Consider the following 24904-nt stretch of genomic DNA (forward strand, 5'->3'; position numbering starts at 1 on the left):
GCCTGCATTTATGGTGATAATTGAGAAACACCGGGTCCGTTCGGAGATCCGGGCACATCACGGCGAGGCTCGGCATGGCTGAAAAGCATCTGTATCTGTCCTTGATCCCGCAGGCCCTGATCGCGTCGATGCTCGAGCCGGAGGCATTCGGCAGCTATTACGCGGTCGGCTCCAAGGCCCATGTCAAAGGCGAGGCGATCTTTTTCGAGGTCGATCCCGCATTCCGCTCCGACGATTTCCCGTTTCATCTGATGGACGAGCGGTGCATCACCCAGCCCGACGGTGCGCCTAAGCGATCGGTCTATCTCTCGATCTACCGGGTCTTGTCGCGTATCCCGGTCTCCGCACTCGGGAGCCTCTATCTGGTGACGAACGACGGCAAGACCCTGGAGCTGCCGCGCTCGGTTTATCTCCCGGAGCCGGGCGGTCGCCTGCATCTCTACCAAGAGTTTTGTCCCATCACCCCGATGGTCGCCAGCCGTTCGGACCCGCACGATTTCTGCAATGCCATCACCGATCCGTCACACACCGTTCACGTGCCTCGTCTGGTCTTCTCCGAGCTTCGCCTCGGCGCGCTTGCGACCGACCCCGAGAACGGCGCGGCCGACGACCTCCCCTACCCCAACCTCGCACATCTGCGCGATGTGCTCTACGAGCTGAAGTACAACGACACCAAGCCGAGCAAGCTGGTGCTCAAGCAGGTCAAGGAGGGCGTGCTCTACCGCATGGTCCAAGGCGGTTTCTACGTCGGCGACCAGACCGACTTTGCCTTCTACCGCTTCCCGGATATCGAGGAGCTGGAGAATCGTCATCGAGGCTGGTGGCGCTCTGCCCTGGTGACTGCGCTCGAGTAATCCGCGGTACTCGATCCTCCTGAGTCACGGACTCAGGTCCTGCCCGACGCATCTCCGGCGGCGGGTTCTTTTGGCCTCCCACGTCCATTGGAATACCCATGAACGAGCCCGTTTTTTGGATCGCACCGATCGCCGCGCTGTTGGCGATGATCTATGCCCGGAAGTTTTTCAAGGAGATGCTCCTGCAGGACCAGGGAACCGCTTTGATGCAGGAGATCGGAGACCATGTGCGCCACGGCGCAATGGCGTACCTGCGCCAGCAGTACAAGATCATGTTTCTGGTGTTTGCGGTCCTGACGATCGTCTTCGGTGTCCTCGCTTACTACTTCCATGTTCAAAACCCCTGGCTGCCCTTCACCTTCGTCTTCGGAGGCTTCTTCTCGGCGCTCGCCGGCTATTTCGGCATGCAGACCGCGACCCGTGCCTCCACGCGCACGGCTGCCGCCGCCCGGACTTCGCTCCCGGATGCGCTGAAGATCGCATTCCGAAGCGGTGCCGTCATGGGGTTGGTGGTGGTCGGGCTCGGGCTCGGCAACATCGTTGTCTGGTTCATCCTGGCCGACCTGCTGATCCCCCACAGCGCGGCCGGTGAGGGGGTCCGCATGGTGTTGGTCACCACGACCATCCTGACCTTCGGCGTGGGTGCTTCGATGCAGGCCATGTTCGCGCGTGTCGGCGGCGGTATCTTCACAAAGGCCGCGGACGTGGGTGCCGATCTGGTCGGCAAGGTCGAGTCCGGCATCCCGGAGGACGACCCACGCAATCCGGCCGTGATCGCGGACAACGTCGGGGACAACGTCGGGGATGTCGCCGGCATGGGTGCCGACCTCTTCGAGTCCTATTGCGGTGCCATCCTGGCGGCCAGCGCGCTCGGGGCAGCCGCCTATGTCCTGGATCCCACGCTTCAGATGAAGGCCGTGGTTGCCCCCATCGCCATTGCCGGCATCGGCATCCTGTTGTCGATCGTCGGGGTCTATCTGGTCAAGACCAAGGAGGGTGCGACGCAAAAGGATCTGCTCGGATCGCTCTCGCGCGGCATTAATGCCAGTGCGCTCATGATCGTGGTTGCTTCCGCAGGGTTGCTGCTGCTGCTCGGCATTCCCAACGTCTGGGGGATCTGGGGTGCGGTGGTGACCGGCTTGATCACGGGCATCATCGTCGGCCGCTCGACCGAGTATTCGACCTCGCCCAGCTATGGACCAACCCGGCTCATCGCCGCACAGGCCGAAGGCGGGCCGGCGACCCTCATCATCGCGGGTGTCGGCGTGGGCATGCTCTCGACCGCCATCCCGGTTTTGTCGGTCGGCGCCGGGACCATGTTGTCCTTCCTCTTCGCGTCCGGTTTCGATCTGAACCAGATGAACCTGGGTCTCTATGGCGTGGCCATCGCGGCGGTCGGGATGCTTTCCACGCTGGGCATCACGTTGGCCAGCGATGCCTACGGCCCGATTGCCGACAATGCCGGCGGAAACGCGGAGATGAGTGGACTGGGGGCCGAGGTGCGAGCGCGCACCGATGCGCTGGACTCACTGGGCAACACCACGGCTGCGACCGGCAAGGGTTTTGCGATCGGCTCCGCAGCCTTGACGGCGCTCGCGCTCATCGCCTCCTATATCGAGGTGATCCGCATCGAGTTGGTCAATATCGGGCAGACGGTCTTGACGCTCGGCAACGGCGCGACGGTCGCGACCGCTCAGGCGACCCTGACCGATTTCATGACCTTCTTCAACGTGACCCTGCTCAATCCGACCGTCCTCGTGGGCCTCCTGATCGGCTCGATGGTCGCCTTTGTCTTCAGCGGCTTGACGGTGCAGGCGGTCGGGCGCGCGGCCATCATGATGGTCGAAGAGGTGCGCCGGCAGTTTCGCGAAGATCCGGGCATCCTGCAGGGGACCTCGCAGCCGGACTATGAACGCTGTGTCGCCATCTCCACCGTCGGAGCGCAGCGCGAGATGGTGCTCCCGGCCTTGCTGGCCGTGATCGCGCCGGTCGTGGTGGGTCTGGTGCTGGGTGTTGCGGGCGTGATCGGGCTGCTGATGGGCGGTCTTGCGAGCGGCTTCGTGCTTGCGGTTTTTCTCTCGAATGCCGGCGGGGCTTGGGACAATGCCAAGAAGTACATCGAGTCCGGTTATCACGGCGGCAAGAATTCGCGTGCACACCGGGCATCCGTGATCGGCGATACCGTGGGCGACCCCTTCAAGGACACCTCGGGACCGAGCCTGAATATCTTGGTCAAGCTGATGAGCATCATGGCGATCGTCATGGCCGGGGTGACCGTGACCTACAGCCTGCTCTGACTCCGGCTCGGGACAGCTGAGCAGGCGATTTCCCGGGGAGGAACGATCGTGGTATCGGGGCGACTGAAGTCGCCCCTGCCGTCTTGCAGGCACGTGCCGTCGGGATACGGATTCCCGAAAATTGCCTCAGTGCTGGTGATAAAGGTCGTCGAGCGGGCTTTCGTGGGCGAGGGGGGTGCCGAGCTCTGCCCAGGTGAAGAGATTGAATGCGCGATGTCCGTTGTGATCGAGCACTCGGAGGCTGTCCGACTCCGTAAACCCGTTCATGACCTTCTTGAAATGGCCCTTGTAACGCTCTTGGGCCAGCTCCATCGGAATCTCGTAGGCCAGGAACTTCGGGATACCCTTATCCTTGAGGCGCTCCAGAAGATCGGGGTTCTCAAGGGAGTTGTAAGAGGTGACGATGACGATCGGACCGTTGCCGGTCACCAACATTGCGCATTTCATGGGGCTTCTCCACCAGATTGATCGCCCAAGCCGGGCGAAATGAATACACCGAGCGCACGCGGATTTTTTGCCGCATTGCACGCCCCGCGCCCGCCGGGCCGGCGTTGCGCCTTCTCGCCGTAGTGACCGCTATGCCTTGTCGGCGCGCCTTGTCCGGACACGCGCGGGACGTACCCTGCTTTCCGAAAAACCCACGTGCGCTCGGTATAGCGTGTCGCGAGGATCGATTCCGGTTCGGACGGCACCGTCACCGGCAAGGATGAGGTCCGGACCGTAGCCAGCGGATTTTAACACCGAAGGATACAGGGTGGGCACGGCATGGGCTCGCGCGGCGTCGTGTAGGGAGATGGCGGGATACGGGGTGTTTCCCGGCTAGGATCTCGATCGTTTCCGCGGACATTTCTTACAGGCTTTGTCCGTCTTATATCGCTTGCAGCATTTGCCCGATCGTCTGCCCATTGCCTGCCGACCCGAGTCTGATCCACGTGATGCGAGGAGCATGCCGCCCGGCGTCGCGCCGGTTAATCCTCCTCTTCGACCTCTGCAAGGACGACACCGGTGGCGTTTGCCGGATCGTTCGTCAGGACAAGGCAATGCTCCCGCCCGTCCACCAGGTAGAGGTTGAAGCCGTCGGCGGCCCGCACCGGCTGACCGAAGCCGATGTCGTCATCGCTGCAATGGGTGAAATGGAGATCCGCGAACGCCTCGCGCAGGGCGCCGATGGTCTCCGCAATGAGACCCGCGCGGCGCACTACCTCCGTGATCTGGTCGAGGCGTTCCTCCGCGATCATGCCGCATCCTCGGAGCGGATGAACCGCACCCGCTCCTCCGGCGACTGACCCATTGCCTTGGCGAGCCAGGGCGGGGCCTTCTCGCCGAGGATGCGCTGCAAGGCCACCATGCGCTCGCGCGCGCTTCCGCCGGCCGCGTCTTTGATGGGGTGAATATCCGCCTTCACGACCTTGGCCGCAGCAGGACCTCCGATCGACGCTACGTAAAGCACCTGACAATCGGCGATCAAGGCGGCGCGTTGGCCGTTCTTGTCCTCGACCGTGCCGGATTCGTCGACCTCGCGTACATCGATCAGGCGGACCTCGTCCGGCGACACCTGGTATACCAGGAAATGCCGCGCGGCCCCGAAGTGGCCGTCGAGCTCATCCCCGCCGTTCGACGCACAGGCGACCCGCACCGAGCCCGGCATGTCGCCCTCGACATAGGGCTTGATCGGCGGAGCCGGGGCAACGGTTTGACCGGTCTCGCCCTTGAGGATGGCCAGTATGGACTTGAGCAGATCCGCATCCAGATCGGCCAGCTCGCCGTCGGCGGCCTGTTTGAGATCCTTGACCCGCAGGGTGTCCAACGTCGTTGCGGTGGGCGGCAGGCCCACGGCGTCCGCGAGGACGCGAATCAGGCGCGCCGGGTCCGGCTCCGGGAGGGTCCGGGCGGCCAGTCCGATGCGCAGGGCGATATCGTCGGAGAGAGTGTCGTTGGACATCGGATTCGGTCCTGTCTGCTTGAGTACAAGATTGGTTGCGTGATGAAGCGAGCGGTCGACAACCCTCTCGACCCGCTCGTCACGCCAAGTGCGGTTTATGCCGGGACGATGCAGTCATCTTCCATGCAGGCATCGAGACACTGCGGCATGCCTGGCTCGCCGTCGCCCTCGCATTCGCTGCAGGTGTTGGCGTCGATACGGTAAACGCCCTTCCACGCCGTGATCGACTGCGTCGGGCACAAAGGCTCGCAGTCACCACAAGCGGTGCAGAGCTCACGGACAATCTTAAGTGCCATGTCGGTTCTCCTGATTATTCGTCGCCGCGCTTGAAACGCAACGTGGTCGGAAATGCGGGGGGCGGGCTGATGGGGTCGATATACCAACGCGACCCGTCGGTCAGCTCAACCGCGCCGCCCCATTGTTCGGCGTCATCCAGCTCTACGGAGGCAATCGTCTCCTCCATGTCCTTTTTCGCGACGTAGAAGAGCAGATCTCCCGCGTCGTTCTTACGAATCATCACATTGGGCATCAGTGGGTTGCCTCTCGTCGTCTTGAATGGGTCTGCCGAACGTTCGGCCTGGAACGGTTGGTGAGCTATCAGCTATCAGTTATCAGCTCTTAGCCACCAGCCACCAGCTATTAGCCACCAGCCATCAGTGATCAGCATCGAGTGGCTGGGGATTGCTGCCGTAGCCGTGGAACCCAGCTCCGAGCACAACGGGTAAACCGCCTGATTCGGGGATAGCACTTGAATCCAAAGCTGACGGCTGACGGCTGTTCGCTTTCCCAAGCATCCTCGGGCGGCGCAGAGCGCCGCCCGAGCAGGCTATCTCACCAGGTCGTAGTTGTAGTCCGTCACGCCCATTTCGCTCGTCTCTGCGTCCAGACGCTCGAGGACCGCGTTGACCAAAGTCGTGAGGATGTACATGGCACCCTCGTAACCCATCGTGGTCATGCGATGCAGATGGTGCCGATCGAAGATCGGGAAGCCGATCCGGATCAAGGGGACCTCATGCTCCTTGCCCTTGTGCAGGGTGTCGCGCTGGATGAACTTGCCGTAGCTGTTGCCGATCATGAAGTCCGGCTTGTCGGTGAAGCACAGCGAGCGGAAGTGCCAGAGGTCTGCGCTGATGTAGACCTTGCCTTCCTTGCCGTAGGGCGAGGCGGCGAGCACGCCTTCCACTTCCTTCTTCCAACGCTTGTTGGCGTGGTTGCAAAGGATGTGCGTCGGCTCGGCACCCAGCTCGAGCAGGAACTTGGTCATTCCGAGCACGAAGTCGGCATCGCCGTAGAGCGCGAACTTCTTGCCGTGCAGCCAGGTGTGGCTGTCGGTCATCATGTCGACCAGACGACCGCGCTCCTTGGTGAGCGACTCGGGGATCGCCTTGCCGGTCAGCTCCGAGACCTTCATCAGGAACTCGTCGGTCCACTCCAACCCCATGGGGATCTTGATGTGGTTGACCGGCTGCTTCCAGGTGATCTCGGCGAACTTCCTGGTCTTCGGCAGCTGCCAGGGCTGCAACAAGAGGGTGTCGATCGCGTTCGGCGCGTCCTTCATCTCCTCGAGGGAGGTGCCGCCCGCATACATGCGGAACTCCCCGTCGGCCGGGGTATCCAGCACCTCGGTCGGATCGCACAGCAGGCTGTAGCCGACGCCCATCTCCTTCATCATGCGATGCATGACGCGATAGTTGCCCAGATAGGTCTCGAAACCCGGGACGAGGTTGATCTTGCCGTTGGAGCCGACGACCTTGTCTTCCATGTAATTCAGCGTGAAATAGCGCTGAATGCCCTCGAACATGTTGTCCCAGCCGGTGGTGTGGCTGCCGACGAAGCTCGGCGTATGGGCAAACGGGGTCGGGAACTCGTTCGGGATGTAGCCTTCCTTCTTGGCGTTGCCGATGAAGGCGTTGAGGTCGTCGCCGATGACCTCGGCCATGCAGGTGGTGCTGACCGCGATCATCTCGGGCTTGTAAAGCGCGCGGGCGTTCTCCAGACCGTCGAACATGTTCTTCTGGCCGCCAAAGACCGCCGCGTCTTCCGTCATGGAGTCGGACACGCAGGCGACCGGCTCCTTGAAGTGACGGTTGAAGTAGGTGCGGAAGTAGGCAACGCAGCCCTGCGAGCCATGCACGTAGGGGAGCGTCTTCTCGAACCCGAGGGCGCACAGCACGGCGCCGAGCGGCTGACAGGCCTTCGCCGGGTTGACGGTCAGGGCCTCGCGCTTGAAGTTGAGCTCCTGGTACTCCTGCGTCGTGGTCCACTTGAAGACCTCTTCGATCTTCTCGTCGGAGTGACGCTCTTCCACGCCGCCCTGCTTCTTGGCAAGGTTCTCTACATAGTCGGCATCCCTGAACAAGGGATAGCTGGGTTTGATGTTATCGATGGTCTGGCTCATGAGTGTGCTCCTGCCGCGCCGCCAATCCGCGGACAACGACATGCTTGGGACTGAGTTCGGTGTCTTTTTCGAGCTGCCAGCCTCCAGCCGCCAGCCTCCAGCGGGTTGCCGGCGACAAAAGGCGGGTGGCTGGCGGCTGGTGGCCGGAGGCTTACGATCAGGCGCTGGCGGCCAGCGGTGCAGCCTCTTGCTCGGCCGACTGCTGCCAGGGCGCCTGCATCTGCTTCCAGCAGGGGTTGTTGATCGTCATGTCCATGTCGCGGGCGAAGATAGCGAAGCCGTCGTAGCCGTGATAAGGACCCGAGTAATCCCAGGAATGCATCTGGCGGAAGGGGATGCCCATCTTCTGGAAGATGTACTTCTCCTTGATGCCGGAGCCGATCAGGTCGGGCTTGACCTTCTTGACGAACTCTTCGAACTCGTAGCCCGTGATGTCGTCGTAGAGCAGGGTCGCGTTGCCCATCTCTTTGATGGTGCGGTCGTAGTCGTCGTTGTGCGCGAACTCGTAACCGGTGCCGACCACTTCCATGCCGAGGTCTTCGTAGGCGCCGATCACATGGCGCGGACGCAGCCCGCCGACATAGAGCATGACCCGCTTGCCTTCCAGACGCGGGCGGTACTTGGCGATGATCGCCTCGTACTCGGCCGTGTACTTGGCGATGACCGTCTCGGCGTTGGCCTGGATGGTCTCGTCGAAGAAGGCGGCAATCTTACGCAACGACTCGGCGATCTTGGTCGGGCCGAAGAAGTTGTACTCCATCCACGGCACCCCGTACTTCTCTTCCATGTGACGGGAGATGTAGTTCATGGAGCGGTAGCAGTGGATCAGGTTCAGCTTGACCTTGGGGGTCAGCTCCATCTCCGACAGGGTGCCGTCGCCGGACCACTGGGCCACCACGCGCAGGCCCATCTCTTCGAGCAGGATGCGCGAGGACCAGGCGTCGCCGCCGATGTTGTAGTCGCCGATGACGGCCACGTCGTAAGGGCCGACCTGGAAGGACTCGTCGCCGTCACGGTTGCCGATGACCCAGTCGCGGATCGCGTCGTTGGCGATGTGATGCCCCAGCGACTGAGACACGCCGCGGAAACCCTCGCAACGCACCGGGACGATCGGCTTGTCGAGCTCCTTGCTCTTCTTCTTGGCGACCGCCTCGATGTCGTCGCCGATCAGGCCGATCGGACACTCGGACTGGATACTGATGCCCTTGCTCAGCGGGAACAGCCCCTCGATCTCGGAGATCAGCTTGTCGAGCTTCTTATCGCCGCCGAAGACGATGTCCTTCTCCTGGAAATCCGAGGTGAAGTTCATGGTGCCGAAGGTGTTCACGCCGGTATGGCCGACGTAATAGTTACGACGACCAGCGCGCGAATAGGCACCGCAGCCGACCGGGCCGTGCGAGATATGGATCATGTCCTTGATCGGACCCCAAACCACGCCCTTCGAGCCGGCATAGGCACAGCCGCGCACGGTCATGACACCCGGCAGGGATTTGCGGTTGGAGGTGATGCACTTCTTGGATTGCTCGACCGACTGGTCGTTGACCGCCAAATGCTTGGCGCGATCCTTCTTCGCCTTTTCAGGATAGACCTCAAGCACCTCTTGAATGAGGGCCTGGGTCTCTTCGCGAGTCAATGCTGACATACTGGCTTTCCTCGATTCGGCGCCGCGGCCAATCCGCCGACGGTCGCGCGTTGAGAAATGGATGAACAAGGGAGCGCGGCATCGACCCGCCGCGTCCATTCAAAACAACAATCCCCGTAATAAACCCGTTCCGGCATGACCTGCGTCGTCTTCATCGAAGCGAGACCGCGCGCCCCACACCCTTCATCGCCAACCCGCGCCAACTCATCCCTAAGTTTTCAATCATCCTGAATCGCGTCCAGCCAAGGCAGCAGGGAGCACCAAGGTCAAGTCCAACCGACACATCGCAGATCACCCCGAGACGCGGTTCAGGCAGCGACCGCCTCTTCTTCAGCGGTCTTGCCGATGATGCTTTCGTCTTCGCCATCCATGAGGCCGAAGTCCATCAGCAGGTCTTCGAGCGCTTCCATCGTGATGGGCGTGGGGATCACGAAGTTCTTGTTGTTGATGATCTTGTTGGCCAGATCCCGGTACTCCTGAGCCTGCTTGGCCTTCGGGTCGTACTCGATGACCGTCATTCGGCGGATCTCGGCGCGCTGCACCACGTTGTCGCGCGGCACGAAATGGATCATCTGCGTACCCAACTGACGGGCCAGCTCCATGATCAGCTCGTCTTCGCGGGCGGTGTTGCGGCTGTTGCAGATCAGCCCGGCCAGACGCACGCTGCCGGAGCTGGCGTACTTCACGATGCCCTTGGAGATATTGTTGGCCGCGTACATGGCCATCATCTCGCCGGAGCAGACGATGTAGATTTCCTGCGCCTTGTTCTCGCGGATCGGCATGGCGAACCCGCCGCACACCACGTCGCCGAGCACGTCGTAAAACACGAAATCCAGGTCTTCCTCGTAAGCGCCTTCCTCTTCGAGGAAGTTGATCGCCGTGATGACACCGCGCCCGGCGCAGCCGACACCCGGCTCGGGGCCGCCGGACTCGACGCACTTAATATTGCGGTAGCCGACCTTCATCACGTCTTCCAGCTCGAGGTCTTCCACCGAACCGGCTTCGGCGGCCATCTCCATGATGGTATTCTGTGCCTTGGCGTGCAGGATCAAGCGCGTGGAGTCGGCCTTGGGGTCACAACCGACGATCATGACCTTCTTGCCGAGCTCGGCGAGACCGGCTACGAGGTTCTGAGTGGTGGTGGACTTGCCGATTCCGCCTTTGCCGTAGATGGCACATTGACGCATAGCCATGGGGTGGTCTCCTGTAGGTCCGCTCTCGCGGGCGTTGAACAAATTTGCCTCACCAGCCTTACAGCAAACCATATGCCAACCACGAAAACGCACTCCATCATGTTGTTGTAAATGGAGTTTTGTATCGCTCACGGATGTCCCCGGTTTGGTGGCATCCCCGACAAAGCCGCAAGGCATGTATGGATAACAACCGACAAACCGAACAACCGCCACCACCCGCCACGCTCCCGGCCAACGCCCGTCTCCCCATCAATCACTGCAACCTGCCGGCCGTGATCCTGGGCAGCCTCACCTACCAACGCCACCCGGTCCCGCTTGAGCTCGACGGCATCCGCCACTTCCATGCGGACCTCTTCCGCACGCTGGCGCCGATCGCGCAACACGCGGCGCGCGCCCAAGCCTTTCAGGACTACGTCAGCGCCCACTTCCTCCTCGATCATCTGGACGAAGCCGGCTTGGGGCTCGGCAAGACGAAGAAGAAGCGCGTCAACGCCAACTATCTGCGCATGGCACGCGGCTGGTCCTTCGACTCGGACGGCCGCGAAGGCGCCATCCTCAAACGCTGGGTCGAGAGCCGCTTCGGCCTGCTCGCCCGACACCACGCCGGTCCGCTCCAGGGGCGCAACAGCGAGGCGTATCAGCACTATGTCGCCGAGGGCACCCGCGGTCTCTACGCCACCAACGCCCTCGAGGCCCAGCTCGACCTCCTCTATACCTATTGCCAATACGAGCTCCTCCAGGCCCACCCCGAAGAGACCCACCTCAGCCTCTACCGCGGCATCAACCGCATCGACGAGCACGAGATCCTCGAAAACCTCGGCAGCGGGCGCTACCGCGTCCTCTTCAACAACCTCAACAGCTTCACCAGCAGCCGCGAGCGCGCGGACGAGTTCGGGGACTACATCCTGATCGCGGAGGTGCCGCTGCCGAAGATTTTCTTCTTCAATCGGTTGCTGCCGGGGATGTTGAAGGGGGAGGATGAATTTGTGGTGGTTGGGGGGGTGTATGAGGTTTCGATTAGTACGCTTTGAGGCTGTCGGGTTTGGGGCAGGGGAGTGGGACGGGGGTGGGTGATGACACCTTTAGGTAGCTGCGGTCCCCCGTCGTGACGACCGCATTCGGAATCCTGTGATATAGTTTCCGCACACGCCATGGGTTCGCCGAGGCAAGAGATGGGCGGAGCTTTGGTTTGATGGATCGCGCTGAGCGACGCGTAGGCTACTCGTGTACTAGACTGAATCCCGAGTAGTATCCGAGGCGCTGCTTGCGGTTTGGTACAAGTTAGCTTCTGGTTATATGCAAGTGACTGTCATAGACAAGACCTATATTGAGTTTCATCCTGAATCATGGGAGCAGGCGAAGAATTTCGCTTCCCGTTATTCCGAATGGATATTCCGAGGGCAATCGAAAGCGAGTTATGGTTTAGAGACATCAATTGAGAGGGCTGCGAGAATCCACGGAGTATGTTTCGAACGAATCGAAGAATATGAAAAATCTATTTTGAAGACTTTCCAGCGGCAGGCGCACCACTTTCTTTCTATGCCGCCGCATGATAATGAAGTGTTGGAATGGCTGTCAATTATACAGCACCATGGCGGGCCAACCAGGCTGCTAGATTTTACATATTCCTTCTATATCGCATGTTATTTTGCACTGCAAGATGCCGACGACGAATCAGCGGTCTGGTGTGTCAATAGAAGCAAGCTAGAGAAATCCGTGCAAACTAGTGTTTCACTCAACGTGGGAGAGGCTGGGAGAGAAGGCTTTGGTGCCGCTAAAATAATTGTTGAGGCACTCTTTGGTGACCTGAAAGAAACGATGGCCATGCCCGTTGAGCCCTTCCGAAAAAGCATGAGGCTTTCTCTACAGCAGGGTCTATTTGTTTTCCCATTTAATATCAGAGAAACATTTGAAAATAATATTTTCTCTACTCTCGCGAGCGGCGTTGAAAAATTGAACGCTTCTGTTACTCAATACGAACACGCGCATATGCTGCTAGGTACTTTCCCAGTCGAAGGGCGCTTGCTAAAGATTTGTTTAAATAAAAGTCTGCATAACGATATAAGAAAAGACCTTTCGAGAATGAACGTCAATCCAGCTAGTCTTTTCCCTGGCTTGGATGGTTTCGCCAAGTCATTGGCGTCATGTGTCTATTAAATTCTAGCTGGCGTTGGGGCCTTGAATTCGGTCATTTCCGAAATCCCGTGCTATATTTCTCGAACACGTTGCGGGGGAAGCTAAGGTCATGGACCGGACGACGACAGCGAAAGCCGGACTGCCCTTAGAGATCAAGGGGTTCGGCTTTTTGGTGTCTGGCTCCTGAGGGTGCGGCCTGATACGCGAGATCATTCGTGTGATCCAGGACACGCTATGCACAGAGGAGACGAATTACATGAGTGACGAAAAACTATACCTAGAGGCAACTAATGAAATAGAGGGAGAAAATAAAGATCCCGCGCTTTGGGCAAAGGTTATGGCATTGGCTGAGGGCGATCAAGGTAAAGCCAAATACCAGTATATAAAGTTGCGCGTTGAACAGTTAGCTAATAAAAAGGAAGATGAAAAGCCTCTCTTTAAAAACAAGATCGTTGATGAATTTCAGCTTGATTATATGCCTGCCGCAGAATTCTCGAAAATCAAGTCAATCCCAGAAATGAAAGTTATAGAGATGATTCGGGACGGGTTCTATGCGGGTCAAGTCAAGGATGACGTATGGTTCGTAAGTAGAGACGAGGTTGGCGGGCCTCAAGAAAAAAATAAACTGCTGCAAACTAGGAACAAAGCGGAGCAAGAATATGTCCCTGTTGAGGAGTTCGCGCGCTACAAAAATCTTGACCCGGAAAAAGCCATTTCAATGATTAGAGAGGGGTTTTGTCAAGGCCGCATAAAGAATAATCAGTGGTATGTATCGGTCTCTGAAATCAATGGTCATCCGATTTCAAAAAGTTCCAATAAAGATAGAAATTCGTCTTGTCCACTATGCGGAAGCCCCGAGTGGAGGCTGGCAAGCGTGGTGCGGAGCGAGGGTTTGAGCCATATCCGTGCCGACTCAACTGGCGCAGCTGTCGGTCTTTCTGGAGGCGGCCTGGGTGTCGGTTTGGGTTCCGCGTCGATGGAGGGGATCAGCCAAACTGCATTGTCCCAGGCAGCAAGCCCGCCCAAAGATCCTCGAGATTTGCCTTTCTCTGCGTTAGCAATAGTTCTTTTGTCCATCGGTGTGTTTTTTATAATCGACAATACATCCAGCTTTCTTGATCCAGGTGTTTTTAGCTTCTTTGAAGGGTTAGGGTTGATCTTTTTGTACGGATTCTTTGTGATAGGATTTGTGTTGTTGCTAGCGAAGCATTGGCCTGCAAGCGAATACAAACGCAGGATGGAGCGATGGAAACTCACGAGGATGTGTACTCGTTGCGGGCATTTTTACTATCCGGGTGATTAGCGTCAGCGTGAGTGCAAAGAAGTGCGGGCTCGGGGTCAAGTCTTGTAATGCAATATTTTGGCGTTCGGTGCAGCGGCCTCGGTCGGAGGCTCCGCGCTGGCATCGCGCCGGGTCTGAGGGTCGACATCGAGGACTGGAAGGCTCGGCCGGGCTTGCTGTGCGACCAGCCGGTACTTAAGCCCTGAAGCCGGCTATCCGCCTCCTGGCGACGCACGGGCAGTTCCTGTCCGGGTCAGCGGAAATCCCATGGATTCAAGAGTTCAAGCTCGGGGATCGCCCGGAAGTCGGCGATGTTCCGGGTCGCCAGGGCGCTGCGGTTGACGATCGAGATCGCAGCGATCATGCCGCAGGTACGCTCAGAGGCCGGCCTCGCCTGCTCGCTTCGCCCATGAACGTTCCATATGCGAGGGCGGCGGCTTCGGTGAACGGATAGATTCGGTCGGCGAATCGGGTACGCCAGTCCTCCAGCCCTCGGGTCAGCCGCGCTGCACGCTGGTCCGTACGGATCTTGTGGATGCCGAACGCGATCTCCGCGATGGTCACGGTGGGCAAGGCGATCTCGGCGTCGAAACGGATCAGCCAATCGAGGACGTGTTTGTCGGGCGTCTTGCGCAGCGTTTCCGACACCACCTTGGTGTCTGCGAAGATCACAGGTCGATGCCCGTATGGGGTTTGCGTTCCTCGCGGATCAGCGCCTCGAGATCGACATCGGTCGCGCAATCCCGCGCCAGCCTCTCATAGAAGGCACGTGCAGGCTCGTGTCCGAGCTGCCGTGCCTGGTACATCTCCAGCGCCCGTTCGACCACTTCGGCCACCGAGCGGCGTTCGTAGCGCGCCAGCCGATGGGCCAGTTCTCGTGCCTTGGCGCTGCGCACCGAGAGTTGCGGTTCAGCCATCGATCGGCTCCTGTCGTCTTGAGGTTCCGAGGAAGACTCCAGCTTAGGGATGAGTTCTCCTGCTGGCAAGATGGTGCGAAAGTTAGGGTCTTGTAATACAGCATTTTCGGTCGACCCCTGGTATGAGGAACCTAGGATTTTTACGGGGCCGTGCTGCGGTTTTAGCGTCACACGACGCGAATATGCGTGATGCCGACGCAGTCAAGTCACGGAAAAATATTGTCATTATGGATCGGCTTGCCGACCAGGGATGCTGGCCGATGAAGTAGTTCAGGACATCCATGCGCTGACGAGGGACGCCGATAACATCGATTCCACCCTCGCTCATGAGCATGTGACGCAGCGCATCGCGTACCACCTCGCTTGCCGAGCCATAACGACCGGTCGCGATCTCGTTCTTGATGAAGACTTCCCAGTGCTCCCCTAGGCTCAGGGATGTTGTCGCCATGAGACACCTCCTATATTCGTTTTTAGTAAATATGAATATAGCAGGAAGCATTCAAGCTGAAGGTTCTCGCTTTCCTCAGAGGTTTGGGGGTAGGGCGAACGGGGCGATGAGGTCTTGTCATGCATTATTTTGGCGTTCGGTGCAGCAGCCCCGGTCAAACGCTCCGCGCTGGCATGGCGCCGGGTCTGAGGGTCGACATCGAGGACTGGGAGGCTCGGCCGGACTTGCTGTGCGACCAGCTGGTGCTGAAGCCGGCTATCCGCCTCAGGGCGACGCACGGGCGGTTCGTGCCCGGGTCAGCGGAAATCCCATGGATTCAAGAGCCCAAGCTCGGGGATCGCCCGGAAGTCGCCGCTGTTTCGGGTCGCCGGGTCACTGCGGTTGACGATCGCGAGGGCAGCGATCATGCCGTCAGGTACGCTCAGAGGCCGGCCTCGCCTGTTCGCTTCGCCCATGAGATGAAGGCGCCCTAGCGGCGGTTGCCGCGGACGGACTCATCCGGACGTGACATCGGTGACTGCTTCGGCCTAGACTGCTTTGGCGCCTGCACGATCGTCCGGGCCGCCACCCCTCCGCTCCCGGGGCAATGATGTGCCCCGCCCCCGGTTACCGCCCTGATCTTACGACGTGGAAACGCAGCGAAACGGGCATCGATACACGGGTTTGCTCGAACCATCCCGGTTCGCCACCAACTCAGCGGCAACCAACATGCAGCTTCGTATCGGCTTCGAATGGAATGCCAGTGTCCCGCCCGGCCCGACGCCGATGATCTCGGCGCTCTGCATCCAGGATTCGCGGGCGTCCGACTTCGGGCCAAACACGCCTGAGGGCTTCCAGGTCTGGACGGACGAGGTCGCCGGGCCATGACCTACTGCGTCGGTGTCAAGCTCGACGAGGGCCTGATCTTCGCCAGCGACTCGCGCACGCATGCGGGCGTAGATAACTACTCAAAGTTCTGCAAGATGACGGTGTTCGATCGTGCGGGCGACCGGGTGCTGGTGCTGCTCAGCTCGGGCGGCTTGGCCGCCACGCAGACGGTGATCACCCTGCTGCGTCGGCGCGCCGCCGGCGAGGCGCCGCATATCTGGAGTGTCGACTCCATGTGCGATGTGGCCAACCTGGTGTCGGATGCGATGCGCGACATCGAACGCCGCGACGGTCCCTTCCTGGAGACCGGCGGCCTGAAGTTCAACGCGTCCTTCATTCTCGGCGGCCAGATCGCCGGCGAGGAGATGCGGCTGTTCCGGATCTATGCCGAGGGTAACTTCATCGAGGCCGGTACCGACACCAACTTCCTGCAAACCGGAGAGGCCAAGTACGGCAAGCCGATCCTCGACCTGGGCGTGGGCTCCGGCGCGACGCTGGAGGACGCCACCAAATGCGTACTGGTGTCGTTCGACTCGACGATGCTCAGTAACCTCTCGGTCGGCATGCCGATCGACCTGCTGTGCTACGTCCGAGACAGCCTGCGGGTCACGATGAAGCGCCGCTTCGGCGAGGGTGACGTCTACTTCGACGCGCTGACCCGGCAGTGGCTCGAGGGCACGCGAAAGGTCTTCCGCGCCCTGCCGCCGCTGGAGTGGTAGCGACCGAGCCGCAGTCGCAAGCACGCGATGCGATGCCGCTCAAAACATCGCCGTCGTGCGCTCCAAGACCCAGAAGACGGCCAACGAGCCGATGGCGTAGCTCGGGAGATGCCGAACCGCCGTCGGCAAGCGCACAGGAATGCGGCGCAGACCGGCCGCCAACGTCAGGATCACCGCGACGCAAAGAAGCTGCCCGACCTCGATGCCGATGTTGAAGGCAGCCAGTGCGAGCGGGACCTCGTGTGCCGGCAGGCCGATCTCGGTCAGGGCACCTGCGAAGCCTAGTCCATGCAGCAAGCCGAATGCGAATGCCATCGCCCACGGGAAACGCTGTATCCAGGTCTCGTGCCCGCGCCCGGCGCGGGTCAGCTCCACGGCGACAACGAGGATGGTCAGTGCGATCAAGGTTTCAACGGGATGCGACGGAACCTTGACCACACCCAGCACGGCGAGCGCGAGTGTGACGCTGTGCCCGGCGGTGAAAGCGGTGATGGTCCAGAACAGCCGCCGATAACCCTGCACGAGCAGCACGAGACCGAGTACGAAGAGCAGGTGGTCGGGACCGCCGAGGATGTGCTCGAAGCCGAGGAGGAGATAGTCGCGTAGGACGTCGAGCCGACCGGCGCTCTGCGGAAGGGTGAACGTGGGTGCGTCGCCGCGCAGGACTGCTTGGATCAAACGCCCGTCGGCCAGGTGGACGCGCAGTAATGCATCGGTGCGGCGCTCGCGCAGGCCGTCGACGCCGATTTCCGAGCCGATCAGGTCGCCGTCGCCGCACCGGGCGCTCCAGCGCAGCGTGATGCGCGAGCCCGCTCGGCTCGCGACCGGATCGGACACGGGCGTGCAGCCCTCGGGGAGGATGGTCTGCAGGGGAGCATCGGCGATCCGGGACACGGGCAATCGCCAGAGCACGTCCAGCGTTCCCGTCGGCGATTCCCGAATCTCCAGAAGCGCCGGGTCGAGCGGATGAGCGACGACGCTCGATGCCGCGCCCCCCATCCACAAAAGCGCCGCCCACAGGATGATCGCCGATATGGACATTGGCGGCATGTGGCTCCGGGCGGTCGAGCTCACGGCTGCGCTGCCAGGGCTGCGCCGGGCGTGGAGAGGTCGTCTCGCCCCGCGACGCGAATCGCGTAGCGTTCCCGCAGGCGTGCCAGGCCCTGCGCTAAGCGCTGCGTCGCACGCTCCGTCCCGACGGCCTCCACGAGCTGTCGTCTAACCGCGGCCAGCTCCGGCAGGCGCGGCTCGCACTTCTCCTCGACCAAGACCAGGTGCAGTCCGTATGGCGAGGCGATGGGGTCCGACCAGACGCCGGGCTCGAGGGCGAAAACCTGCTCGGCGAATGCCGTGCCGAACCGTGCCGTGATGCGGGGCTTGGAGTAGGCTCGAAACCGCAGCCCGAGGAGGAAGGGATCGGACAATGCGACGGCGTCGGCCGGGGGCAGCGTGCGCGCTCGCGCGAGGCTCGCCCGCGCGGCGTCCTTGAGGTCCTCACCCTGAAGGCTTTCATCCAGGAAGAGATGCGAGAAAGTCAGCTCGGCCGGCTGCAGGAAGCGCTCGCGATGACGGTCGAGATAGTCCTGCAGATCCGTGTCGGTGAGCGGCGGCGCGCTCGGATCCTGCGCCAAGAGGATGCGCATCTTTTCGATCAGGAGCCGGCGGATGACGATGTCCTCGTCGAGTCCGAGCGCGCGCGCCTCGCGGACCAGCTCCTCGGGCGGGCGTCCGGGACGATCGCCGAGCGCGCGCATCTTCTCGACAAGCCGGCGGTGCACGCTGCCGTCCTGAAAGTCGAGTGCAAGCACGCGTGCCTCGCGATAGAGCATCTCCTCTTCGAGGGTTTGCGCGATCAGGGCGGACATCTGCTCCGGGGTAGCGCCGATCCCCCAGCGTCGGACGAAGTCCTCCTGCATGACGCGGATCTGCTCAGCGGAGATGACGATCGGATTGCGCCGCACGGGTGGACGTTCGGGCTCGGACGGTGGCCATAGCTCGCTCGCGGCGAAGAGGGCAGTCCCGATCAGCACGAAGTGGAGAACCGGGTGTCGGAGCCAGCGCCCGAGACGGTGCCGGGTCATGCGCCAATCTCCTTCGTGCAACCAGGCCCGATCCGTTCCTGGCTGCAGACGGCGGACGGCGCAGCCCCATCGATCTCGGTCACGGGGTATACCAGATCGGCGAGGTCCAGGCACGTTGCTGCACGGTCTGGGGTACGATGCCGCTGCAGCATTGTGTGTATTCGAACTCCTCGTAGCTGTCGGGCAGCGTACAGACACCGCCGCCGCCACAATCGACGTCGCTGTTGCAGCCGCGCTCGTGTAGCGCCTGGACTTGGCCGCGGCAGATTCCCATGGGCTTGCTGCAGTCGACACCGCGCGCGTTGCAATAGTATTGGTTCCAGCGACAGCTCGGGTTCTCAAGCACGCGCACGTAGTAGAAGGCATGCCGGGCGGGGTCGAAATCGGGATCCGTCCAGAGGGTGCAGAGGTTTTTCAAGCCGCCGCCGGTCGGTCGGCAGGTGCGCAGGTCGACCTTGCCCTTGTCGTCGGTCGTGCCCGCGACGTCGTACACCGTTTCGTGCGTCTGCCCTGCGGCGTCAACCCAGCCCTTGATGATCTGCGCCCGCTGCAGCGGCGTGCCGGGGTGGCCCGACCAGCCGGGGTCCATGAGGGCGCTGACCGCGAAGCGCGGGGCCTCGACGGTGCCGCCACCGTATCCGTCGCGGGTCAGCGTGCCGCCCATCGGCACCCCATCGGCGTAACCGCGTGCGGCGAAGTCGCCCGTCTCGCAGATATCCGAAGGCAGGCCGAAACCGCCGAACACCCGTACGATCGGACGGGTCCCGCTGGTCGCGTAGGTTTCGCGGTTCTTGAGCGCGGTGAAGATCGCATCGCGCGAGTTCTCCTCGGCCCAGGCGACGGTCAGACCGCCCGCGTTGGTCTCGAGGCCGAGGAAATAGCGCTCGTTCAGGGCCTCCGACGAGGTGGCGAAACTTTGGACGCCGTGCGCCCCGCTCTTTGCGTATTGCTGCGCATCGGACTGTCCGGGCGTGCCGTTGTGGTTGTCGAGCCCGCCGACGAACCCGAGCTGGAAGGGATTCACCCCTTGCTCGGCCGCGTATGCGATGCCGCTCGCGAGCGTGTTGCGCACGTAGCTGCGCGGCGGAATGCTCTCGGTGGTCTGCATCTCGTCGGTGAGATAACCGTCCGCCGCCCCGCCGAGCCGCGCCCAGCCTTCGTTCTCGAAGTCGCACAGCTCGTCCGGCGGATTGGTCCAGGCCATGCCGGTCTTGGCGTTGTAGCGGCATTCCGACTGGCCCTTGATCTGCGTGAGCTCGACGAGCGGCTCCAGTTGGTTGCGCAGGTACGCCTCGGCCAGCCCGTCCGGGGTGTTCTCCGGCAGGATGAACATGCTGCCGCGGCTCATGTTGGGATTGTGCGGGATGGTGAGGACGTCGCAGCGGGGCTTCGCCGGATTCTCGATACAGGCGTCCTTCAGACTCTGGAGCATCACCGCGGGGGAGGCTACCGGCGAGCCCGGTGTCGAGGTGCAGTCGGCGCCGAAGCCGCACCCGAGCGGACTCTCGACGTTGCTGATCGGCGAGTCGATCACGTCGTCGTTGCGGAAGATGACGTTGCGGTGCAGGTTGTCAGCGCCCGAGTTGCCGGTGAAGTTGTTGATGCAGGCGGCGCCGCTCGGGCAATCCGCGGACGCTGACCACCCTGCGTCGGAAACGTCTGGGACTGCGTTGTCCTGCGCCTGATCCCAGCAGGGCAGGGCGTCGGCGTCCGCGCATCGGCCGTTCGCGGCCATCGCGGTGTATTCGTAGGCGATGAAGGACGTGAAGGTGCAGGAGGATGTGCGGTCGTAAGCGGCCTCCGCGTCGTCGCGGATCTTGTCCCAAACCAGTTTGGCCTGACGCGCGCAGAGCGCCCCGTCCGGGCCGCAGAAGGCCGGGCGTGCCGGGTTCTGGCTGACGTTTTCGAGTCCCGCGAAGATGCCGGGTGCGGCGCCTTGGCGCAGGCGCGAGATCTCGTCGCGGGCGATGCTGCAGAGTGGACTGTCGTAGCCCTCTGGCCGGCACATGTTGTCCGACGCACATTCCTGCCCGGTGACGGCCGGATCGCAGTCCTGATCGCTTGCGCAGGTCTCGGTCGCCTCGAAGGTGCAGATGTTGCTCTCGCCGAGCTGCTCCGAGTGGTCGGTGATCGCGGCGAAGTCGAGCGCGCGTCCTTCGGGAAACTGGATGGTCCGGGTGGCCATGAACTGGCAGTGCTCGCCGGGCATGCAGTAGGGATGCTCGGTGACGTAGGTGCGCATACTCGGCGGCGGCGGGAGCTGGGCCTGCTCGGCCGTGCGCGTGTCGGCCCAAGGCGGCAAACCCACGCGACCGCCCTTCGCGTACCGGTAGGCGTCCGCCGGAGTATTGCGCGTGTCGAGCTCCACGGCGTCGAACGAGTAGGCCGTATGCAGATGAGTTTCCCCGAAGAACGGCTGCTTGGTCGGCTCGTAGCTGGCGCAACGCTCGCGGGCTTCGGTCCTCTCGAAGGGTGGATTCGGATCCGGCGGGGCGCTCTGCGCCGGTCCGGTCGGCGACAGTGCAATAAGCAGTGTCCAAAGGACAAAGGTCTTGATCGACGGCGCTCTCATGGTGGGCTCCTCGTCTCACTCTCGGACTCGCTGGGGAGTCGGGCAAACGTCGGGTGCGCGTCCGTTGCGATCGCGTATTAAGCCGGATTTTCTGGACCGCTCGGGGCTTGCTCCGGGAAAGGCGTGGCCGTCGGGACAAGTCTAGGTGGTGCGCAGCGCTCCGGTCATGGCTGTCGCGGATGGCCGGGGATCGCTTCGTCGTGCTGGGATCAAGCGTAGCAGGGGGCCAATGACTTCGCTATCGAAGCATGTGCGGGCGTAGAGGCGACTTAAGTCGCCCCTCCATGGTCGTTCCTGTTCCGGAGATCACCTTCGTCCGGCCCCGTCGCCACCGGTCGCTCGGGGGAGCGGATCCATTCGCTCCAGGACCCCGCATAGAGTCGTGAGCCATGAAGCCCGGCGAGCTCCATCGCCAAGAGGTTGTGGCAGGCATTCACGCCCGAGCCGCAGCTGTGGACGATGGATGACGCGGGGACCTGGCCGATCGCTCGGGTGAAGCGTTCGCGCAGACGCTCCGCCGAGAGGAACCGGCCGTCCGTATCCAGGTTGTCCGTCAGCGGCAGATTGATGGCGCCGGGGATGTGACCCGCCACCGGGTCAATGGGCTCTCGGTCACCCTGAAAGCGCTCGGGTGCGCGTGCGTCAATCAGGGTCAGCCGGCCCGCGGTGAGATCGGCAGCAAGCTCGGCGGCCAGTGCCTCGGTGGTGATCCATCGGGTGTCGTCGGGCCTTGCGGTCAGCTCCCCTGGCTCATGATGAGGGACCTCGCGCGTCAGCGCGCCACATGAGGCGATCCAGGCTTGAAGCCCTCCGTCGAGCAGGGCGACCCGATCGTGCCCGATCCAGCGCAGCAGCCACCAGAGCCTGGCCGCGAATCCGCCGCCCACATCGTCGTAGACGACCACGCGCGTCCGCGACGAGACCCCGCAGTCGCCGAGCCAGGCGGCGAGGCGCGCTGGATCGGGCAATGGATGTCGTCCGGTCGTCGGACCGATCCGGGAGGACAGATGCGCGTCGAGATCGGCGTAAGCGGCCCCCGGAAGATGGCCCTCCGCATAGGCTCGATGTCCCGCCTCCGGATCGGCCAGCGAGAAGCGACAGTCAAACAGTCGCAGGTCCGGATCCTCGATCCCGGCGAGCAAGGTCGGCGCGTCGACGACGCTTCCTGCGACGCCGTTCAAGCGTTGAATGCCTCGAGCCCGGACAGACGCATCCGGTGATCGCCTTCGATCGGGCGGCGCGGTGTTTTCCCTTCCACGGCCTGCGCGATGGCGCGGATATGATCGGGCGTGCTTCCGCAGCAGCCGCCAATGATGTTGAGGAAACCCGACTGCGCCCATTCTTGGATCTGCTCGGCCATCTGATCCGGCGTCATGTCGTAGCCGCCCATCTCGTTGGGTAGCCCGGCGTTCGGATGAAAGGTGGTGTAGGACTCGGCGACACGGGCCATATCTTCCACGTGCGGTCGAAGGAGATCCGGCCCCAAGGCGCAGTTGAGTCCGATGGCGAAGGGCTTGACGTGACGAAGGCTGTTGTAGAAGGCTTCGACGGTTTGACCCGAGAGGGTGCGCCCGGAGGCGTCCGTAATGGTGCCCGAGATCATGACGGGCAGGATGATGCCGTCTTCCTCGAAGACCTGATCGACGGCGAAGGCCGCGGCCTTGGCGTTGAGCGTGTCGAAGATGGTCTCGATCAGGATGATGTCGACATCCGCGGCGATGAGCGCTCGGGTCGCCTCGGCATAGACCTCGACCAGCTCGTCGAAATTCGTGTTGCGTGCGCCCGGGTCGTTGACGTCCGGCGAGATGCTGGCGGTCTTGCTGGTCGGGCCTAGGACACCGGCGACGAAGCGCGGCTTGTCGGGCGTCTTGGCGGTCCAGGCATCGGCCACCTCCCGGGCCAGCCGGGCCGCGGCGGTGACGATCTCTGCGGTATAGTCCTGCAGACCGTAGTCGGCCTGTGAGAGACGATTCCCGTTGAAGGTGTTGGTCTCCAGGATGTCGGCGCCGGCCTCCAGGTACTGCTCGTGGATGGCGCGGATGACCTCGGGCTTGGTCAGCGACAGCAGGTCGTTGTTGCCCTTGAGGTCCGAAGGCCAATCCTTGAACCGCTCGCCGCGATAGTCGGCCTCTTCGAGTTGACAGCGTTGGATCATGGTCCCCATGGCGCCGTCGAGGATGAGGATGCGTCGGTTCGCGAGGTCGGTGAGTCGGCTGCGTGTGTCTGGCATGATGGCAATGATTCGAGAATCGATGAAGATGGCGTTCGAGTATAGCGGGTCATTCCGAGCAGTCGCGAGCCGATGCGCGTTCGTCTGATCGCGGTCGGGCGGCGAATGCCCGCTTGGGTGGAAACCGGTTACGCGGAATATGCCAAGCGACTCCCCTCCGAGTGCGCGCTCTCCGTGGTCGAGATCGAGCCGGGTCAGCGCGGCAAGGGCAGCGGCGGGGAGCGTGCACGCGCGGATGAAGGCACCCGCATGATGAAGGCGATCCCGAAAGGCGCGCGGGTCGTGGCGCTCGACGGCGCGGGCGAGCCCTGGAGCACCGAGGCCCTGGCCGAGCAGCTGCGGGCCTGGCTCGCCGGCGGTCGCGATCTGGCCTTGCTGGTCGGCGGCCCGGACGGCTTGGCCGAGCCCTGTCTGGAGCGGGCCGATCAGCGCTGGTCCCTGTCCCGGCTGACCTTTCCGCACCCGCTGGTGCGGGTCATCGTCGCCGAGCAGCTCTATCGCGCCTGGACGCTGGTGCAGGGGCATCCGTACCATCGCGGAGACTGAAGCGGCCAGCTGTGAGCTGTGAGCGGTGAGCTTGGCCGTCTAAGAGCTGATAGCTGATAGCTGATAGCAGGAAGCAGGAGGCAGGAGGCAGAAAGCCAACCGCAACCTTTGAACTCAACCACCGTGCCCCAATCCCGAGCCGACATCGAAACCGATCACCACCTCTATCTCGCCTCGCGCTCGCCGCGGCGGCTTGCGCTCTTGGAGCAGATCGGGGTGCGCGTGGCCCTCGTCGATGCCGAGACGGACGAGACGCGGTGGCCGGGCGAGTCGCCCGAGACCTATGTCCGGCGTGTGGCCTTGGAGAAGGCGCGTGCGGGCCGAGCAGCCGTCTCCGAGGACACACTGTTCCCGGTGCTGGCTGCGGACACGGCGGTTGTCCTCGGAGACATGACCCTCGGGAAGCCCGCGGACCGGGCCGACGCAGCGCGCATGTTGAGCACCTTGTCCGGTCGATCGCATCGGGTTCTGACCGCGGTAGCCCTGATCGCCGGCGAGCGCGAGCTGACCGATCTGAGCGACAGCCTGGTGACCTTTCGCGCCTTGCAGGAGTCCGAGATCCTGAGCTACTGGGACACCGGCGAGCCGTGCGACAAGGCCGGCGCCTATGCCATTCAGGGCATCGGCGCACTCTTCATTACGGACCTGCAAGGCAGTTATTCGGGCGTGATGGGGTTGCCGCTGTTCGAGACCGGTCGACTGCTCTCCGCGGCGGGGATTCATCTGCTCGGGTCAGTGCCGGGCGGAGGTTGATCGCGGTCTCGCCTCGCGTCTGAAAAC

The 24904-nt window shown here is 62.2% G+C and carries 24 protein-coding genes and 1 pseudogene; 9 read left to right on the forward strand and 16 right to left on the reverse strand.

Annotation, left to right across the window (positions count from 1 at the left end):
• Nucleotides 1–74 precede the first annotated feature (74 nt).
• Both BLV04_RS13090 and BLV04_RS13095 read left to right on the forward strand, forming a co-directional pair.
• The gene (locus BLV04_RS13090) at nt 75–854 is read left to right on the forward strand and encodes a hypothetical protein (RefSeq protein WP_093032645.1); all 780 of its coding nucleotides are present in this window, start codon (nt 75–77) and stop codon (nt 852–854) included.
• 98 nt (nt 855–952) lie between these two features.
• Entirely contained in the window at nt 953–3151 is a 2199-nt protein-coding gene (locus BLV04_RS13095; protein ID WP_093032646.1) for a sodium-translocating pyrophosphatase, read from the forward strand.
• 126 nt (nt 3152–3277) lie between these two features.
• Here BLV04_RS13095 and BLV04_RS13100 read toward each other — a convergent pair whose 3' ends face one another.
• From BLV04_RS13100 to nifH, 8 genes are all read right to left on the reverse strand, one after another.
• A complete protein-coding gene (locus BLV04_RS13100) occupies nt 3278–3598 on the reverse strand; it encodes a hypothetical protein (RefSeq protein WP_093032647.1) in 321 nt (106 codons plus the stop codon).
• A 521-nt stretch (nt 3599–4119) separates the two neighbouring features.
• Entirely contained in the window at nt 4120–4389 is a 270-nt protein-coding gene (locus BLV04_RS13105) for a DUF6129 family protein (protein WP_093032648.1), read from the reverse strand.
• The gene (locus tag BLV04_RS13110; protein ID WP_093032649.1) at nt 4386–5093 is read right to left on the reverse strand and encodes a dinitrogenase iron-molybdenum cofactor biosynthesis protein; all 708 of its coding nucleotides are present in this window, start codon (nt 5091–5093) and stop codon (nt 4386–4388) included. The genes BLV04_RS13105 and BLV04_RS13110 overlap by 4 nt, the downstream gene beginning before the upstream one ends.
• Nucleotides 5094–5188: 95 nt before the next feature.
• Nucleotides 5189–5389 (reverse strand): 4Fe-4S binding protein, encoded by a 201-nt coding sequence (locus BLV04_RS13115; protein WP_093032651.1) that lies wholly within the window; start codon nt 5387–5389, stop codon nt 5189–5191.
• 14 nt (nt 5390–5403) lie between these two features.
• On the reverse strand, nt 5404–5622 hold the full coding sequence (gene nifT, locus BLV04_RS13120; protein ID WP_093032654.1) for a putative nitrogen fixation protein NifT: 219 nt from the start codon (nt 5620–5622) through the stop codon (nt 5404–5406).
• Nucleotides 5623–5919: 297 nt separating this feature from the next.
• Nucleotides 5920–7491 carry a nitrogenase molybdenum-iron protein subunit beta gene (gene nifK / locus BLV04_RS13125; RefSeq protein ID WP_093032656.1) on the reverse strand — a complete coding sequence of 524 codons (1572 nt, stop codon included), beginning with the start codon at nt 7489–7491 and terminating at the stop codon, nt 5920–5922.
• Nucleotides 7492–7648: 157 nt separating this feature from the next.
• Complete coding sequence (nifD, locus tag BLV04_RS13130) at nt 7649–9133, reverse strand: nitrogenase molybdenum-iron protein alpha chain (protein ID WP_093032659.1); 1485 nt, start codon at nt 9131–9133, stop codon at nt 7649–7651.
• 308 nt (nt 9134–9441) lie between these two features.
• Nucleotides 9442–10326, reverse strand: coding sequence for a nitrogenase iron protein (nifH, locus tag BLV04_RS13135; RefSeq protein WP_093032661.1), 885 nt, complete (start codon nt 10324–10326; stop codon nt 9442–9444).
• A gap of 179 nt (nt 10327–10505) precedes the next feature.
• Between nifH and BLV04_RS13140 the strand changes: the two genes are divergently transcribed.
• From BLV04_RS13140 to BLV04_RS13150, 3 genes are all read left to right on the forward strand, one after another.
• Complete coding sequence (locus tag BLV04_RS13140) at nt 10506–11357, forward strand: NAD(+)--dinitrogen-reductase ADP-D-ribosyltransferase (RefSeq protein ID WP_093032664.1); 852 nt, start codon at nt 10506–10508, stop codon at nt 11355–11357.
• A gap of 271 nt (nt 11358–11628) precedes the next feature.
• On the forward strand, nt 11629–12483 hold the full coding sequence (locus BLV04_RS13145) for an FRG domain-containing protein (RefSeq protein WP_175534619.1): 855 nt from the start codon (nt 11629–11631) through the stop codon (nt 12481–12483).
• Nucleotides 12484–12718: 235 nt separating this feature from the next.
• Complete coding sequence (locus BLV04_RS13150) at nt 12719–13765, forward strand: calcium:cation antiporter (protein ID WP_139191927.1); 1047 nt, start codon at nt 12719–12721, stop codon at nt 13763–13765.
• 339 nt (nt 13766–14104) lie between these two features.
• On the opposite strand, the gene BLV04_RS13155 is transcribed toward BLV04_RS13150, so the two are convergent.
• From BLV04_RS13155 to BLV04_RS25895, 3 genes are all read right to left on the reverse strand, one after another.
• Nucleotides 14105–14416, reverse strand: a complete 312-nt coding sequence (locus BLV04_RS13155; RefSeq protein WP_217633696.1) for a PIN domain-containing protein — start codon at nt 14414–14416, stop codon at nt 14105–14107.
• The gene (locus BLV04_RS13160) at nt 14413–14661 is read right to left on the reverse strand and encodes a type II toxin-antitoxin system VapB family antitoxin (protein WP_093032672.1); all 249 of its coding nucleotides are present in this window, start codon (nt 14659–14661) and stop codon (nt 14413–14415) included. Before BLV04_RS13160 ends, BLV04_RS13155 begins: the two co-directional genes overlap by 4 nt.
• A gap of 82 nt (nt 14662–14743) precedes the next feature.
• Nucleotides 14744–15160 carry a type II toxin-antitoxin system ParD family antitoxin gene (locus BLV04_RS25895; protein WP_342721912.1) on the reverse strand — a complete coding sequence of 139 codons (417 nt, stop codon included), beginning with the start codon at nt 15158–15160 and terminating at the stop codon, nt 14744–14746.
• A 657-nt stretch (nt 15161–15817) separates the two neighbouring features.
• Between BLV04_RS25895 and BLV04_RS24965 the strand changes: the two genes are divergently transcribed.
• Entirely contained in the window at nt 15818–15976 is a 159-nt protein-coding gene (locus BLV04_RS24965; protein WP_175534620.1) for a hypothetical protein, read from the forward strand.
• Complete coding sequence (locus BLV04_RS13180) at nt 15973–16695, forward strand: proteasome-type protease (protein ID WP_093032680.1); 723 nt, start codon at nt 15973–15975, stop codon at nt 16693–16695. The genes BLV04_RS24965 and BLV04_RS13180 overlap by 4 nt, the downstream gene beginning before the upstream one ends.
• Nucleotides 16696–16734: 39 nt before the next feature.
• On the opposite strand, the gene BLV04_RS13185 is transcribed toward BLV04_RS13180, so the two are convergent.
• The 5 genes and pseudogenes from BLV04_RS13185 to BLV04_RS13205 form a co-directional block, all read right to left on the reverse strand.
• Complete coding sequence (locus tag BLV04_RS13185) at nt 16735–17736, reverse strand: HupE/UreJ family protein (protein WP_175534621.1); 1002 nt, start codon at nt 17734–17736, stop codon at nt 16735–16737.
• A 29-nt stretch (nt 17737–17765) separates the two neighbouring features.
• Nucleotides 17766–18776, reverse strand: coding sequence for a peptidylprolyl isomerase (locus BLV04_RS13190; RefSeq protein WP_175534622.1), 1011 nt, complete (start codon nt 18774–18776; stop codon nt 17766–17768).
• Between the two features lie 79 nt (nt 18777–18855).
• A complete protein-coding gene (locus tag BLV04_RS13195) occupies nt 18856–21348 on the reverse strand; it encodes a DUF3604 domain-containing protein (protein WP_093032688.1) in 2493 nt (830 codons plus the stop codon).
• Nucleotides 21349–21617: 269 nt separating this feature from the next.
• Nucleotides 21618–22529, reverse strand: coding sequence for a sulfurtransferase (locus BLV04_RS13200; RefSeq protein ID WP_093032690.1), 912 nt, complete (start codon nt 22527–22529; stop codon nt 21618–21620).
• A gap of 2 nt (nt 22530–22531) precedes the next feature.
• A pseudogene (locus BLV04_RS13205) lies at nt 22532–23578 on the reverse strand (homocysteine S-methyltransferase family protein); the annotation flags it as partial.
• 72 nt (nt 23579–23650) lie between these two features.
• On the opposite strand from BLV04_RS13205, the gene rlmH reads away from it, so the two are divergent.
• Nucleotides 23651–24124, forward strand: coding sequence for a 23S rRNA (pseudouridine(1915)-N(3))-methyltransferase RlmH (gene rlmH, locus BLV04_RS13210; protein ID WP_093032694.1), 474 nt, complete (start codon nt 23651–23653; stop codon nt 24122–24124).
• 123 nt (nt 24125–24247) lie between these two features.
• Nucleotides 24248–24877 carry a Maf family protein gene (locus tag BLV04_RS13215; protein WP_093032785.1) on the forward strand — a complete coding sequence of 210 codons (630 nt, stop codon included), beginning with the start codon at nt 24248–24250 and terminating at the stop codon, nt 24875–24877.
• Nucleotides 24878–24904 lie beyond the last annotated feature (27 nt).

The sequence above is a fragment of the Thiocapsa roseopersicina genome, assembly GCF_900106925.1.
In the GTDB taxonomy this organism is placed as follows: Bacteria; Pseudomonadota; Gammaproteobacteria; order Chromatiales; family Chromatiaceae; genus Thiocapsa; species Thiocapsa roseopersicina.